Here is a 14,440-nt window from a genome sequence, read left to right on the forward strand (position 1 = left end):
AGCCGATATCAATGCTAAAGATAAAAATGGTAAAACACTTATAGATATTGCTAAAGGTGAAGGACATACAGATATCGTTCAATACTTGGAAGAAAGAAGTAAAGATTATGCCCGTGGTAAAAAAGCTATGCATTTTGCTGCTGAAAATAATGATATAGAAACTCTACGTTTTCTTGTTAGCAAAGGAGAAGATGTTAATGATTGTGGTGATGATTATTGGAGACCTCTACACTATGCTGCTAAAGCTGGAAGCAAAGAAGCTGCTAAGTTCCTTGTAGAAAATGGTGCTGGTTTCTATTCTAGGGAGTATAAGACTACAGATGGCCAGGCTCCTATACATATTGCTGCTTTTCATGGTCATAAAAATATTGTAGAGTTTTTTGTTGTTGAGAAGGAAGTAGATGCTAACTGGAGGATGGTTACAGATCTCATGGGAATTGGTGGACACCATTACATTGGGCTTCCAAAGGTGGTCGTCTCGATGTAGTAGAATACCTTGTAGGTAAGGGAGCCGATATCAATGCTAAAGATAAGAATGGTAAAACACCTATAGATATTGCTAGAGATAAAGGACGTAATAATGTTATCAATTATTTAGAGAAAGAGCTCAATAAAGAAAAAGATAGACCTGCACAACGCAAACGTCGTCATCATGGTTACTTGTCACGTAAACCTCTTGCTATAGATTTAAGTAATCAACATGAGGTAGTGGCGAGTAGTAGCGCAAGACCATCTTCATGGATAAGTGATTTATTTGGTTGGGTAAAAAGCTCTATAGGTGAGTTGTTAGGTTCTAGAGCTGCTCTGCCTGAAACCTCAGCAAATTATTCTAATACAGCTGGTACTAGCCAGTTTAACAGTGAAGTTTGTATCAGTAACAATGTTGGCTTAGGATTTTTCTTATTACAAAGCTTCCTAGATAAAAAATATCCTCTTCCTAAGTTTTGTTCCGTTACCCCTGAAGAAGCTCTGGCTGACACACTGAGTATCGTAGAAGAATTTAAAAAGACACTTGAAAAAACAGCTAAACAATCTGGTGTATTAGTAAAAGATGTTAACTTTTTTAAAGTATATTTAGATATAGCAGGCCACGTGAGGAACGAGAGGTACTCTCAAATACCAAATGCCTTATATTTAGCTGCAAAAGAAGCTTATCCGGAAAATGAGAAGTTTCTGAGTACTTTAAAAGGTAATATTGAAAAGATGTTTGATGAGCAGCAGATAGCTAATAGTGGCCAAGTGCAAATGCCCAACGACATTGCTAATAATAAACCTAGAAGCTATTTAAATAATACAACAGTGGACAAACAGTTACAAGGATCATATCATGCCATTTCTTCCTGAAGTTGTTTAATTTTGTCTGCAGAAAGGCCAGTGATTTCAGCGATAACATCAATAGAGACACCGGCCTTGAGTGAGTTTTTTGCAACTTCAATTTTACCTTCAATTTTACCCTTTTCATGGCCGATTTGGATGCCTTCTAGTTTAGCATCATCGAGTTTTTGAGCAAGGATAGCCTTCTCTTTCTGTACACTCAATATTCTTTCCTCATATGCGATCAAATCCTTTTCATTCCAGCGAAACCTATCTAATTCATCATATGCTAGCTTTATTATTGGAGCTTCTGCTGCTATCTTTTTCAAATCTTCTTCAGTTGTTTCTTCTGCGTATTTAAAAAAGAAACACCATCTCTCTGTAGTATTCTCTAACTGCTCTACTCTATTTTTTGTAAATTTAGGCAACTCAATAAAGACAAATTGTAGATCTTTTAAGTAATGACCATTGGTTTTGATATCCCGTATATTATGAGTAGAAATATAGTCAACTTCTCCAGGCAGAAGGTTACAATTGGAAATAGCAATAAAAAAGACTTTCTGAAGATCAATGTAATTACCAGATTTATCTAATTGTCTTGAGTAAGCCTTAGCAGCATAAAGTTGAGCACGTTTTTCAAAGCCTTTATCACGAGCGAGCTGCATTTCGATGACAAATCTATTACCAATGGAGTCTTTGCAAAGAACATCAACAATGCTTTGTTTGTCAGAGGCAATTTCAGGATCCATGATAGTACTGAGGAATTCAATTTCTATTATTTGATCAGAAGTAGAAAAGTCCAAGATATCGTTGAGGAAGTGGATGAGGATATTTTTATTCTTTTCAGAGCCAAATATTTTCTTAAAACTAAGGTCGTTTTTTGGATCAAGAAATTTCGAAAGAGCCATGACGAATTAACCTAAAAAGCATTAATAATTATACACAATTGTGAAGAAATATTCAACGTTTTTGTACTAAAGCCTATTAAGGTTAGCTAAATTTCAAGAGTCGGCAAAAAACTACCTTCATAAATGACCCTAGAATGCTACCACGCACCTTAATGTTATATTTTATCATCTTTTACAACTCCCTCTATAAACCCCAGCAAATGAATTCATGAGCTATAAAGAGCTTTAAAAACAATTATTTTGGGTATGAGAGACTAACCTCCTAATAAAAACACGAGCCCAAAAGCTCAATTACGATTTACCTAACATCGTGAGGACAGGTTCATTAGCCTCCCACACCTTTACATGATAAAGATCTTGAAACTTAATGTCAACATTTCGGTGGCAAATTTACGTTGAATCTATATTCTGTAAGTATGGGCGAAAAAAAGAAGGTTATAATATATACAGATGGAGCATGTTCTGGAAATCCAGGTCCTGGTGGATGGGCAGCTGTGATGATGTATGAAAATAAAAGTGTCTTTATCAAAAAACGTATCTCTGGAGGTGAAGAAAACACAACGAACAACAAGATGGAGTTAAAGGCTGTGATTAACGGGCTAAAGATGTTGAAAGTTTCTTGCAAAGTTGTTTTACACACTGATAGTCAGTATATTAAACAAGGTATAACAGAGTGGATCAATAAGTGGAGAACAAATGGTTGGAAGACAGCCAATAAAAATCAGTAAAAAACGTTGAGTTATGGAAGGAATTGGATGAAATTGTCTTGCAGCATGATATTAACTGGAAGTGGGTTAAGGCTCACAGTGGTAATACCTATAATGAAGAGGCAGATAGACTTGCTAGAAAGGAATCTAAAAAGCTAAAATATAGAGATTGTGAGATCAAGAAATCACAAAAAAATAGAGGGAGCTCTAAGTTTCATAGATTGGAGGGAGTGTTATGGCAATAATTCTTTTAGACACAAAAACTATAAACCGTATAGCAGCAGGAGAGGTAATAGAAAGGCCAGCGAGTGTAGTAAAGGAATTAGTAGAAAATGCAATAGATGCTGGAAGTTCAGAGATAGAGATCAAAATAGAAAGTGGTGGACGTAACCTTATAACTGTGACAGATGATGGAAATGGAATAGAAAAGAACGATCTGGAACTAGCACTTATGAGGCATGCCACTTCAAAATTAAGTGATAGTGAGTTAATAGAGATCAGACATCTTGGCTTTAGAGGAGAGGCTCTGCCTTCAATTGCAGCAGTAAGCAGAATGAAATTATCATCTAAGGCAAGTGGAGCAAAGGAAGCATGGTCTATAAGATATGAGGGAGGAGAAAAAATAAGAGAGATTATCCCTTGTTCTTTGTTGCAAGGTACATATATTGAAATTCGTGACTTATTTTTTGCCACACCAAATAGATTAAAATTTCTAAAAACCGAGAGGGCAGAAACACAAAGCATTGTTGACATTGTAAATAACTTAGCAATGATTAACTATAGTATTGGGTTTACTCTCACTTCCGGTAATAAAAAGCTCTTAAAATATGTTAAGCAAACTTCATTATTTAACAGATTATGTGAAACAGAAGAAGAATTTCAGAGCAATTCGCTGGAAGTTAAAGAGGAAGAAGACGGCATCAAACTTACGGGACACATCTGTAAACCAACTATTAGTCGTGGTAATTCAACTCAGATCTATACGTTTGTTAATGGCAGGCCAATAAAAGACAATCTACTTATTGGTGCAATTCGATATGCGTATCAGGACTTTATTCCAAGTGGGAGGTATCCTTTTGCAGTGCTGCACTTAGAGATACCATACGATCAAGTAGATGTAAATGTGCATCCAAATAAATCAGAGGTAAGGTTTCAGAACAAGAGGCTAGTATATGAAATAGTGAGAAGAGGAATAATAAAAGCATTATCGACTAGAGTAGGCACGTTTGCAGCAAGTGATGTTGAGTTTCAAAGTATTGAGGAGTTTGATAGCCAAGAGCCGGTTAATAGTAAAGAGAAAAAAAATCAAAAAGAGTTTTATGAAAAGAGGCCAAGTCTTTTAGAAAATCGTTTAATGAAAGAATTCAATGCACCAGATGAAAGAAGGCAAAGCTTACCAGAAACGTTTAAATATGGAGAATCTCTACCCCAAAAGGGAACGATGGTTTTAGAAAGGAAGCAAATTGATTTAATAGCGGATCATCCTCTAGGATATGCACGCTGTCAGGTCTACAATACTTACATTATTGCTGAGGCTAAAGGCAAATTAATTATAGTAGACCAGCACGCAGCCCATGAGAGATTGATATACGAGAGCTTAAAGCAAAAATCAGGCATAAAAAGACAAAAACTTCTTCTTCCTGAAACAGTTGAGATTAAAAACCAAGCAGGAATGGAGATGGTTGAAATGTATAAAGATAAGCTTTTTGAAATGGGTTTTGGTATTGAAATAGAATCAGAAGATAAAGTAAGGGTGAAAGAAATACCTGCAATTCTAGGAAGAATAAATGTAAAAGAGATGGTGATGAATGTAGTTAATAGATTAATGGAGATAGGAGATACTCTACCTATAGAAGAAAAAGTGTCAGCTACCATTGCATGCTATGGTTCAATTAGAGCTGGAAGGAAAATGAAGTTGGAGGAGATGAATGAGTTGATGAGACAAATGGAAGAAACACCTTATGCTGGGCAATGCAACCACGGAAGACCAACGTATATAGAAATGAAACTAAGTGATATAGAAAAATTGTTTGAAAGAAGATGAGTTCAGTCTGTCAAAAAGGTTCCCAATTAAGTATACGTAACAGCTCTTCTGGTTATGGAGTATAAAATGTGAAAAAAGAGAATAAATGCTCTAATTTTTTAGATTACAAAGTAATAGGACAGGAAGTAAGAAATCGTAGGTTAGCAAAGGGATATACTCAAAAAGATTTAGCAAAAAAAATCGGAACAACATATCAGGTAATACTGCAATATGAAAAAGGAACGCGCAGAATTTCAATTAAGAAGTTATATGAATTAGCAGAAGCATTATCAACAACTGCTAGAGATCTAGCTTGCGGACAAGAAGTATCAAATGAGGAAAGGTATGAAGAAGAAGAGGTATTAAATCTAGTAAGAAGACATAAAGAGATTAAGGACCAAGAATTACGTGAAACGTTTTACTTATTAACCAAATTCATCCGTCTTAGTGAGGAAAGAAGTGGAAAAGCGGTAAAAATAGAAGTAGCAAAGGGTTTGGTTAAGGAAGGAGTTTCTGCTCATGTTATCTCTCAAACGACCAGTTTATCTATTGATGAATATGATAATGATGAGAAAAAAATTTCCATTCCGTATAAAGTAGGTCAAAGAATAAAAGAATGGAGGTTGAGAAGAGGATACACTCAAGAAGATTTAGCAAGTAAAGTGGGCATAATAAATCAAAGAATATATGAATATGAACAAGGAAGAGCTGCTGTTTCACTTGAAATGTTAGATGAAATAGCAAAGGTACTATTAATTAATATTACAGATCTGCTTCCAGAAACAACAGAAAATGAGAATAGTGAAGCAGAGCTATCAAGGTTAATAGAAGAATACAAAAAGATTAAAAGCCAAGAACTACGTCATATACTAATAAAATCTCTGTTTGAAAGCATACAAGTTTGCAAAGAGAAAGTGAAGAAAGTAGAAAAGATGAAAATTGCAAAGAATTTAGTTAAGGAAGGAATTTCTATCAATATTATTTTAAAAACAGTGGGCATCTCTTTAGACGAAATTCAACAAAATTAAAATAAAAAATCAGTATCTATTAATATCCTTACTTTTTGATGAAAAAATAAGTAAAAAAGATTGAAAAATTGATTTGACTTCACTCGAAAGCTATGGCTCTATGCCAATGCTGACAAAAAAAACAGCAGTAAATATATAAAAACATTTTGTTATTAGTGAAGGGTAATTTTTATGAATAATAAGAAAGATCGTAGAGAAGAAATAGAATTCAGAGCATTAGAAAGCAACGGTAAAGCTCTACTTGATCGTGAAGTAATAGAAACGTTTCTAAGTGCAGTGCATGACAGGGAAGAAGCTCGAATTATTGCTAGAAAGCTAATAGATAGTTTTGGAATAGCAGGAGTTTTAGGCCAGGAAATAGATGACTTGAAAACTATAGAAGGGATAACTGACTCTACAGTAGCAGTAATTTTATGCCTAAAGGAAGCTTCAAAGAGGGTACCAAGAGAAGAGTTAAAGAAAGGACCTGTAATGGATAACTTGGAAACCATCGTAAAATATTTAAGGGTGAGTATTGGTTATTCAGAGGAGGAAAAGATGAAAATAATATATTTTGATCAAAAGTGCCGTTTAAAGGGGGAAGAAGTGTTCACTGGTACAGTGGATAAGGTACCTTTTTACATAAGAGAAGTAACAAGAAAGGCATTAATAAGAAAAGCGACGTCAATAATAATATCGCATAACCACCCAGAAGGAAGGTTAAAGCCATCTGATGAGGATGAAGCTGTAACTAAAGACTTGGCTAAAGCTTGTCAGACTATAGGGATTAGGTTACTGGATCACATTATCATCACAAGTGTTGGGTATTTTAGCTTTAAAGAGCAAGGACTGTTATAAAGCAGATGTTTGAAGATTTTCATGAGTTGTTTTACTACTTGAATGAAGAAAGTATTTGCAAGTGCATTAATCCCTGTTTATAATTAATGAAAAAGTATATATTGAATTAATAATAAAGTAATAAAATAGGTTATAGACTTAGTTAAATATATTTAATAGCGGAGGCTAATATGAGTAATAAAATAATTGTACCTTTTGATGATCAAGAAGGAGGTACTTACGAGTTAAACATTGATCTTGATAGATTATCAAAAGGTGAGGTGTTAAATGCTATTGTAGGAATTGGTCGTACTAAGGAGCAATCCACCTTTGTAAGCAAAATTAATAAGGCTAAAAAGCCTGAAGAAATAGCACCTTTCCCTGGTAGAGAAGTTCGCGAAAACAAAATCAACTATGGGAAAGGATTTGACTATGTTTATGGCACAAAACCTGTAAGTGATCAAGAAGATAAAAATCCATTTGCTTCAGCTTTGAAAAAAATAAAGCCAAGTGCAGAAAAGTTGAGCTGGTTTAAGAGTGCTGTGGTAAGAGCAAAAAGTCCAAATGAACTGCACAAGGCTGTAGACGAAGCGCTAGCTGCTGGAGCAAGGCTAAATGCATGTAATGATGGAGAGTGGAGCTTTGCTGAATATGTAGTATTGGGTACACATTTTCATAAATTAGAAAAAAGTGATCGAAAAAAGATAATGCGTAAGCTAATGCTAAGTGGTGCAGAGTTTCATGATACTTTATTGCAGAATAAACTGATAGGTGAAATCTATAATGAGCTACAACCAGAAGTTCAGCCACAGATAGATGAGAGACTAGAAGAACTAGAGAAAGCTGGCGAAAGTGCTGTGCAAGAAGGAAAATTAATAGATGTTGAGATAGATAATACAACATCGTATATAGAATTTTCTGGGGATAGCAAGGTAGAGGTAGCCAAAATACTGAGAGAGCTAGGAAGTAATATTTTAAAAATTGGCAATGATGCAGTTGAGGTTAAAAGTGAGAAGGGAGGTATAAGAAACTATATCGATATGTCAGATGGAAGCTCTATTATATTAGAATTTCCTACAAGCATTGGTAAGCTAAATATTATATTGTACCATGATGTAAAAAAATATGATCAAGTACAAGTCAGAGTAGAAAACAAGGAAATGTGGTCTAAATTACAAGAAAGGGGAGAAGAAATTGGAAAAAATTGTCTTCTTGCTGGAGTAAAACTTAAAGAAGCAGTAGAGAGAGGTAATTTCACTAGATGTGGCATATGGAATGAAAAGTATGCTATAAAAGAGGTTAGCAATAATGAAGTATTGTCTCCGTGGGTAAATAGAATACGTGAAGGTAGTAAAGAAACCTTTAGAGAACTTTAATGCGTCTACAGCCAACTATTAAGGTTCCAGAGGTTTTTTCTTACCGTTATATCTGGAGCCTTTGAGCTATAGTAGAAAATATTATATATATGGTTTTTTGCGTGGAAAAAAGTCTAGACTATGAAGTAGGACAAAAAGTAAAAAGTTGGAGGTTAGAGCGAGGTTATACTCAGAAGGGTTTGGCTGAGAAAATTGGTGTAAAGTACTGGGTAATACTGCAATATGAGAAAGGGAACCGTAAAATTCCAATTAAGAAGTTATATGCCATAGCAGAAGCATTATCAGTGAATGTTAAAGGTCTAGTTTGTGGAGAGACACTACCAAATGAAAAAAGATATTTTGAAGAGGAAGAAATATTAAGTTTAGTAAAGGGATATAAGGATAAAGAATTAAGTGAGGTATTTTATTTATTAACCAAATTTATTCGTTTGAGTGAGGAAAGAAGCAGAAAAGCGGTAAAAATGGAAGTAGCAAGGGGTTTGATGAAAGTAGGAGTTTCTGCTCATGTTATCTCTCGAACAACTAACTTATCTATTAGTGAGTATGAGGAGAACAAAATTACGGTTCCATACAAAGTAGGGCAAAGGATAAAAGAGTGGAGATTGATACGAGGATATACACAAAAAGATTTAGCGAATAAAGTTGGCATAACAAATCAAGGAATATACGAATATGAACAAGGGAGAGCTGCTGTCTCACTTGAAATGTTAGATGAAATAGCAAAGGTATTATCAATCAGTATCATAGATCTACTTCCCGAATCAGATGAGGATAGTGAAGCGGAAGAAAAGCTATCAAACTTGATAGAAGAATACAAAAAGATTGAGAGTCGGGAATTACGCGATATGCTAATCAAGTCTTTATTTGAAGGTATACATGTTTGTAGAGAAAAGGTCAGAGAGGAAAAGAAGATTGAAATTGCAAGGAATTTAGTGAAAGAAGGAATTTCTGTTGATATTATCTTGCAAGCGACAGGCTTATCAAATTATATGATTGAGAAATTTTTGTGATTTCATAAAAACTTAGCCAATAGTGGATTTTTTTGTGATAGAATATATGTTTGCTTCTGTAGGAAAAACAGCTTTTAGAGGATTTATCTATGATAATTCAGAGCATATTGGCTCAGTAAGCTACGAGCTAGGGAAAAAAATAGAAGGTTGTAGGATAGTACAAGGGTATACTCAGGCAAAATTAGCAAGAAAAATTGGTTTAACACATAAGGAAATACATAACTTTGAACTAGGGTGCAAGGCTATTACAATCAAAGAATCGTATATGATAGCAGGAGCATTGTCAGTCAATGTTATAGATCTACTTCCAGGACCAACAGTACTAAGAGAAAACAGTTGGTATGAAGATGAGGATAAAGAAATAGTCTATCTAACAAAAATACATAGAGAAATTAAGGATCAGGAATTACGCAAGAAGCTGTATCCATTAGTAAGGTTTGTATATATTAGCGAGAAAATTAGCCAAGAAGAAGCAAAAATAGAAGTAGCAAAGAATCTAGTGAAAGAAGGAGTTTCAGTTGATATTATTTCCCAAGTGACTCGCTTATCTACTTATGAATATGATGATATAGAGAAAGAAATTTGTACTGATTCTATACTCTACAAAGTGGGGAAAAGGATAAAAGAGCAGAGATTAATACGGGAATACACTCAGGAGGACTTGGCAAATAAAATCGGTTCAACACCTAAAGAAATACACGACTATGAACGAGGATATACAGACATTCCAATTGAAATATTATATAAGATAGCAAAGACATTATCAGTTAACATTAAAGCTCTTGGACTAACAGAATATGAAAATGAGCCAGTTTTGAGGTTTGTAGGTAAATGCGAAAAAATTGAGGATCAAGAATTACTGGATACGGTAGCCAGATCTTTATCTGAAGGAATGCAAACTGGTAAAGAAAAGGTTAAAAAAGCAGAGAAAATCAAGATTGCAAAAGATCTAGTTAAGGAAGGTGTTGCTATTGATATTATTGTGCGAGCAAGTGGTCTAACTGCTGATGAGTGTGAAAATTGAATTGTGTTAAACAATATATTAAGATATAAGTAAAGATAGTTATATATTTAATATTTCTATACAGAATTTTTCTATCACTTTCTGATTGTCCTCTATCATTGCCTTTGCCTCCTGTTGAAGAAATTTGATATTTTTTGATGTAATGTTATCCATCTCAGTCGATGCTACTTTCAATTGCGATTGTATTCTTATATATTTATCGTCTATTACTTGTTCTAGTTGATAATCAACGCAATCCAATCCAGAGGCAAACATCACATTCAGTAGTGGCTTGACCCACCCTATTTTGCCAAATTTCCTTGAGTTAGCATACTTTATACTTCTATCTGTTCCACCAGTGCCTATTGATAGCAGTATAATCTCATCATTTGGAAATAGCCTCTTAGCACTTGCATATGCACAAGCCGCTGGATTATTAGCAAACACTCCGCCATCTATCAACACTCTCTCTGTTTGGCTAATTTTTAGACGTTTTGGTGTAAAGTACGTTGGGGCAGCTGTTGTAGCTCTGAGTGCATCTTTCAACTTAATGTTTTCTTCTTTCCAACTTTTGAAGAAAAATTCACAACTATTGTGAATGTCATAACTGGTGAGTAGTAGATTACTCGCAACATCGGCCATAGTACTTTCACCAAAGTATTTGTTGAGAATAAATTCCATATTTCTATACGAGTACTGAGAACCACTCAGCCAAGAAGCAATTGATTTTCTCCAAAATGATGATTGAAAGATATATGCTCCATACTCTTGGTAAAGTTCAACCAAATCATTGGCAGAGTATTGAAGTTTATTGCTTTTACAAAGTCCAGCAACAATAATCCCACCGGTTGAGGTGCCTGCCATTAAATCAAAAATCTGGGAAATTGGCTTTTTTGTCCTAGATTCAATTTCTGCAAGAATAATGGCTGGTATGATACCTCTAATTCCACCTCCATCTACAGATAAAATGTACTTTGTCACTGTAAAATTTATTTGTGTTTGTGAATAGCTTCAAGTTCGTTGACTTCTTCAGTGAGGTTTTTCACTCTCTCTTCAAGTTGATAGACTATTTCGATTAGTCCTTGGTTTTTTTCTATAAATTTATCATGGATGTGTACACGTAAGTCAAGTTTTGCCAACCACCATATGCATCCTACAGTCTGTAGAACTATTGTTATTATTACCGCTATTGGGATTTTTTGCTTTTTCATGTGAAAGTATTAATCTATTATGGATGGTTTTGGGAGTTTATATAGAGATCATAAAAAACTTGCAGCTTTAGTGATTACTTTTTGTTGACTCGTATCGATTCTCTGCTTCTGCAAGTAGCTTTATTATTTCTCTGTAAGGTTTATCTTTGTTGTGCCTTGATGCCATTACAGCTATTCTTCTAGGGCTTTTTCCATTGCTATCCTTTATATTAGGATTCGCTCCTTTTTCTAATAGAAACTCAACGATTTCTAAATAGCCTTGATCTGCAGCAGAATGTAGCGCTGTCCATTTGAATTTATTAGTAGCATTAATATCAATACCATCTTCTACTAAAAACCTTACGATTTCTAAACATCCTTCTCCTGCAACATAACGTAATGATTTTTCACCAATACTTATATTATCTTTTATCAAGGATTTCACAGTTTCCAAGTCACAGTTCTTAGCTGCGATTTCTAATGTGGCACTGTAACTCTCATCTCCTTTTTTAAAAAAGGAAAAATATATAACCACAATACACACCGTTAGCACTATAAGAAAAATTAATCCATCAAATTCTCCTTGGCGTATAATTGAATTTTTATGAAAAAGCCTTCTTATATTTCTGTTCATGTAGTACTGCAATAATTATACCCATCTAGAATTAAATGACCATTTGCTTAAGTTTCACTTAAACAGCTTTGCTCACTGCTGCCTCTACTATAGTTTGATATCCTCTATTATTCAGAATATGTTCTGCCTTGCTAATTACCCATTCACCTTCAATTTCCTGACAAAATCCTGAAAGACTGATCTTAGCTTCTGCAAATAATTCTGGATTACCAGGAACAGTTACATTTAAATTTGATGTACTACGTTTTAGTTGTTTTAACTTAGCTGCTGCTGCACTAATTGCTGATTCTGCGGTAGAGTAAAGCGTTTGCAGGGTATAACTTGGACCCTCATTTCCCACTTTCTCTTCTATAGTTTCTCCCTTTTCATAACTGTGCCATTTTGCAATAACAGATCCATATTTGTTACGCACATTAAAATTTACCTCCCAATTTATAATATCTTTAGGTGTCAATACTGTTGTACCTAACATCTTTCCAGTCGCTGATCTTGCTTCTCCCTTCGGAATAAAAATTATATATCCTCCTGCTGGTTTTACTAGTGCATCATATTTTTTGCCTAATCCTTCCAAAAAACTCATGTCGCTTTCTTCTGCTTGAATGGTATGTGGTATAAATATATTTTCAAATCTTTCAGCGACTTTACCTTCATACCCATGTTCTTGTGCTATTTCTTTAATCAAATCTCCCAAGGTAATGTCTTTCCATTCCTTTGATTTTCTTTCCTTTAATGATCCTCTTAAACTTGCAGCGTCACATTTTATTCTTAAAGTTTGTGGTGGACTTTGTATTGTAATTTGATTTGCCTTATATACCCCCATAGGTAATAAACCTGTTTCTTTATATCCTAGAAAAACCTGTAAATTACCCTTAAGTTCTAAAGCGCTAGAGCTATAATTAATACATATCTCAGCTTCGTCACTTGTAGTACCTGATCCATCAGTGACACGTAGTAATATTAAACTCTTTTTTAAAACCTCTGTTACTGGGTTATTTTTTGCTACTATATCAAAATCTGGTGTCATTCATCTAAAATGTTTATAACAGATTCTTTCGGTATTTTTTGAATTTTAGGAAGCTTAATTCTTAATCCAGCGGGCAAAAAACTTCCATGTTCTGCAAGGCCTGGATTTTCAAGCAATACTTCCTCCACTGCTCCACTACTGTATCCATAATGTTTCCAGCAAATTTCATCTAACATTTCGTTTTCTTTCGTGTAATAATAAATCACTTACTGTAACTTTTTAACTTCAAAATAAACTCAACTTTTCTCGGTTTTCCATCAGGAAAAAATAATATCTGTTTTTCTTCTACATTAGTAATGACAAAATTTCCAAGTATATTTCCTGAATTATCAACCAGAACGTGCGGTTCTTGAGTATCGCGTATATTTTTTAGCTGTTCTAAGCCATTACTCTGATAACGTGGATAAATCACTCCTGTCAGATCAATACATTCAATTCCTGAGCCAATGTTTTGTAGCAACGTTTTTTCAATACATTCAATTGTATACCACCTTTTTTCTTTACTGTATCTTAGGCTTATTGGTTCAAGCTTACATTTTCCAAGCAACATCAATGTAACTCTTCAACTATATCAAAAAGTGCCCCACGTGCTTGTTCTCTAAATCTTTCTATTACTGCATCAGCAACGCTGCGGACATCTTCAGACTTAATGTTGATATTAAACGTTTGATAGAATGCTTGGTTATATACTTTAGATTCCCTATTTTCACATCTACTTTTCTTGAATGCTTTCTTAACTTCTTCTTGTTCTATAGCTCTTTTTTCTTCTATAACACCTTTAACTTTAAAACTCTCAAAATTGCCTTTACTATTTTCTGAAAATTGTTTAATAGCACTATTACTTGTCAATGGGTTTCCGTTACTGAAAATGCTATTTTTAGAAAGCTTATTAACAAAATTTCCATTATTTTCAAATTTTCTAATCGGGCTATTCTCAGCAAATATGCTACTAACTGTATTTCCCATCCATGAAAAAGCTTTTCCTATAGGTTCAATGAGTGATTTCCAAAAGCTAGAGAAAAAGTCTTTCACTTTTTGCCAGTTAGTTAGAACATAAACTGCACCAGCAACAAGACTCGCTATTAAAAGTCCAATTGGGTTAGTCATTACAGCGAGTGTTATTGCTCTTAGCCCTGTTATTACTGCAGGAAAAACTATACTTGATAAAGATGAAAATGTTGTCAGTATTGTTGCTTTAAGACCAAAAATTGTACTTCCTAATAAAGTAATTCCATAGCCTAATCCCACTACTAAGACTTTCAAACTTATCAAAGCTGCTAAAGTACTCATGATTGCCGTAGTTAAAGTTGGATATTTTTCTGCAAAAGAAGCTATACGCTCTGTTATTGCTTTCAAACTTCCAGCTACATAATTTAAAGTAGGCAACATTACTGACCCTAGATTCAT

General features: G+C 34.3%; 15 protein-coding genes and 2 pseudogenes. 9 read left to right on the forward strand and 8 right to left on the reverse strand.

Annotation, left to right across the window (positions count from 1 at the left end; translation table 11 throughout):
* Both Wcon_RS04825 and Wcon_RS13020 read left to right on the forward strand, forming a co-directional pair.
* Nucleotides 1–487: ankyrin repeat domain-containing protein (locus Wcon_RS04825; protein ID WP_147269152.1), on the forward strand; the 487-nt coding region annotated here is incomplete at its 5' end.
* Nucleotides 409–1,344, forward strand: a complete 936-nt coding sequence (locus Wcon_RS13020; RefSeq protein WP_114517427.1) for an ankyrin repeat domain-containing protein — start codon at nucleotides 409–411, stop codon at nucleotides 1,342–1,344. The genes Wcon_RS04825 and Wcon_RS13020, both read left to right, overlap by 79 nt.
* Here the strand turns inward: Wcon_RS13020 and Wcon_RS04835 are convergent.
* Complete coding sequence (locus Wcon_RS04835) at nucleotides 1,326–2,222, reverse strand: Rpn family recombination-promoting nuclease/putative transposase (protein WP_114517415.1); 897 nt, start codon at nucleotides 2,220–2,222, stop codon at nucleotides 1,326–1,328. The two genes, Wcon_RS13020 and Wcon_RS04835, sit on opposite strands and share 19 nt — an antisense overlap.
* A 416-nt stretch (nucleotides 2,223–2,638) precedes the next feature.
* Here Wcon_RS04835 and rnhA point away from each other — a divergent pair.
* The 7 genes and pseudogenes from rnhA to wmk (Wcon_RS04870) all read left to right on the forward strand — a co-directional run.
* Nucleotides 2,639–3,072: pseudogene (gene rnhA / locus Wcon_RS04840) on the forward strand (ribonuclease HI); the annotation flags it as partial.
* Between the two features lie 92 nt (nucleotides 3,073–3,164).
* Nucleotides 3,165–4,973 (forward strand): DNA mismatch repair endonuclease MutL, encoded by a 1,809-nt coding sequence (gene mutL, locus Wcon_RS04845; protein WP_114517416.1) that lies wholly within the window; start codon nucleotides 3,165–3,167, stop codon nucleotides 4,971–4,973.
* A 68-nt stretch (nucleotides 4,974–5,041) separates the two neighbouring features.
* A complete protein-coding gene (wmk, locus tag Wcon_RS04850; protein ID WP_114517417.1) occupies nucleotides 5,042–5,980 on the forward strand; it encodes a WO male-killing family protein Wmk in 939 nt (312 codons plus the stop codon).
* Between the two features lie 171 nt (nucleotides 5,981–6,151).
* Complete coding sequence (locus Wcon_RS04855) at nucleotides 6,152–6,817, forward strand: JAB domain-containing protein (protein WP_114517418.1); 666 nt, start codon at nucleotides 6,152–6,154, stop codon at nucleotides 6,815–6,817.
* A 170-nt stretch (nucleotides 6,818–6,987) separates the two neighbouring features.
* Complete coding sequence (locus Wcon_RS04860; RefSeq protein ID WP_114517419.1) at nucleotides 6,988–8,172, forward strand: hypothetical protein; 1,185 nt, start codon at nucleotides 6,988–6,990, stop codon at nucleotides 8,170–8,172.
* Nucleotides 8,173–8,261: 89 nt separating this feature from the next.
* A complete protein-coding gene (wmk, locus tag Wcon_RS04865; protein WP_114517420.1) occupies nucleotides 8,262–9,182 on the forward strand; it encodes a WO male-killing family protein Wmk in 921 nt (306 codons plus the stop codon).
* 46 nt (nucleotides 9,183–9,228) lie between these two features.
* A complete protein-coding gene (wmk, locus tag Wcon_RS04870) occupies nucleotides 9,229–10,206 on the forward strand; it encodes a WO male-killing family protein Wmk (RefSeq protein WP_114517428.1) in 978 nt (325 codons plus the stop codon).
* Between the two features lie 39 nt (nucleotides 10,207–10,245).
* Here the strand turns inward: wmk (Wcon_RS04870) and Wcon_RS04875 are convergent, their stop codons facing one another.
* From Wcon_RS04875 to Wcon_RS04905, 7 genes and pseudogenes are all read right to left on the reverse strand, one after another.
* Nucleotides 10,246–11,166 carry a patatin-like phospholipase family protein gene (locus tag Wcon_RS04875; protein ID WP_114517421.1) on the reverse strand — a complete coding sequence of 307 codons (921 nt, stop codon included), beginning with the start codon at nucleotides 11,164–11,166 and terminating at the stop codon, nucleotides 10,246–10,248.
* An 8-nt stretch (nucleotides 11,167–11,174) separates the two neighbouring features.
* Nucleotides 11,175–11,396: a hypothetical protein gene (locus tag Wcon_RS04880; RefSeq protein ID WP_114517422.1), complete on the reverse strand. Its 222-nt coding sequence runs from the start codon at nucleotides 11,394–11,396 to the stop codon at nucleotides 11,175–11,177.
* A gap of 67 nt (nucleotides 11,397–11,463) precedes the next feature.
* Nucleotides 11,464–12,009, reverse strand: coding sequence for an ankyrin repeat domain-containing protein (locus Wcon_RS04885; RefSeq protein ID WP_114517423.1), 546 nt, complete (start codon nucleotides 12,007–12,009; stop codon nucleotides 11,464–11,466).
* A gap of 58 nt (nucleotides 12,010–12,067) precedes the next feature.
* Nucleotides 12,068–13,033 carry a phage late control D family protein gene (locus Wcon_RS04890; RefSeq protein WP_114517424.1) on the reverse strand — a complete coding sequence of 322 codons (966 nt, stop codon included), beginning with the start codon at nucleotides 13,031–13,033 and terminating at the stop codon, nucleotides 12,068–12,070.
* Nucleotides 13,030–13,239, reverse strand: coding sequence for a tail protein X (locus Wcon_RS04895; protein WP_406833161.1), 210 nt, complete (start codon nucleotides 13,237–13,239; stop codon nucleotides 13,030–13,032). The genes Wcon_RS04890 and Wcon_RS04895 overlap by 4 nt, the downstream gene beginning before the upstream one ends.
* Nucleotides 13,236–13,583, reverse strand: coding sequence for a phage tail protein (locus tag Wcon_RS04900; protein WP_237350045.1), 348 nt, complete (start codon nucleotides 13,581–13,583; stop codon nucleotides 13,236–13,238). The genes Wcon_RS04895 and Wcon_RS04900 overlap by 4 nt, the downstream gene beginning before the upstream one ends.
* Nucleotides 13,583–14,440 (reverse strand): annotated as a pseudogene (locus Wcon_RS04905) (phage tail tape measure protein); the annotation flags it as partial. The pseudogene Wcon_RS04905 and the gene Wcon_RS04900, both read right to left, overlap by 1 nt.

The organism is Wolbachia endosymbiont of Cylisticus convexus, assembly GCF_003344345.1.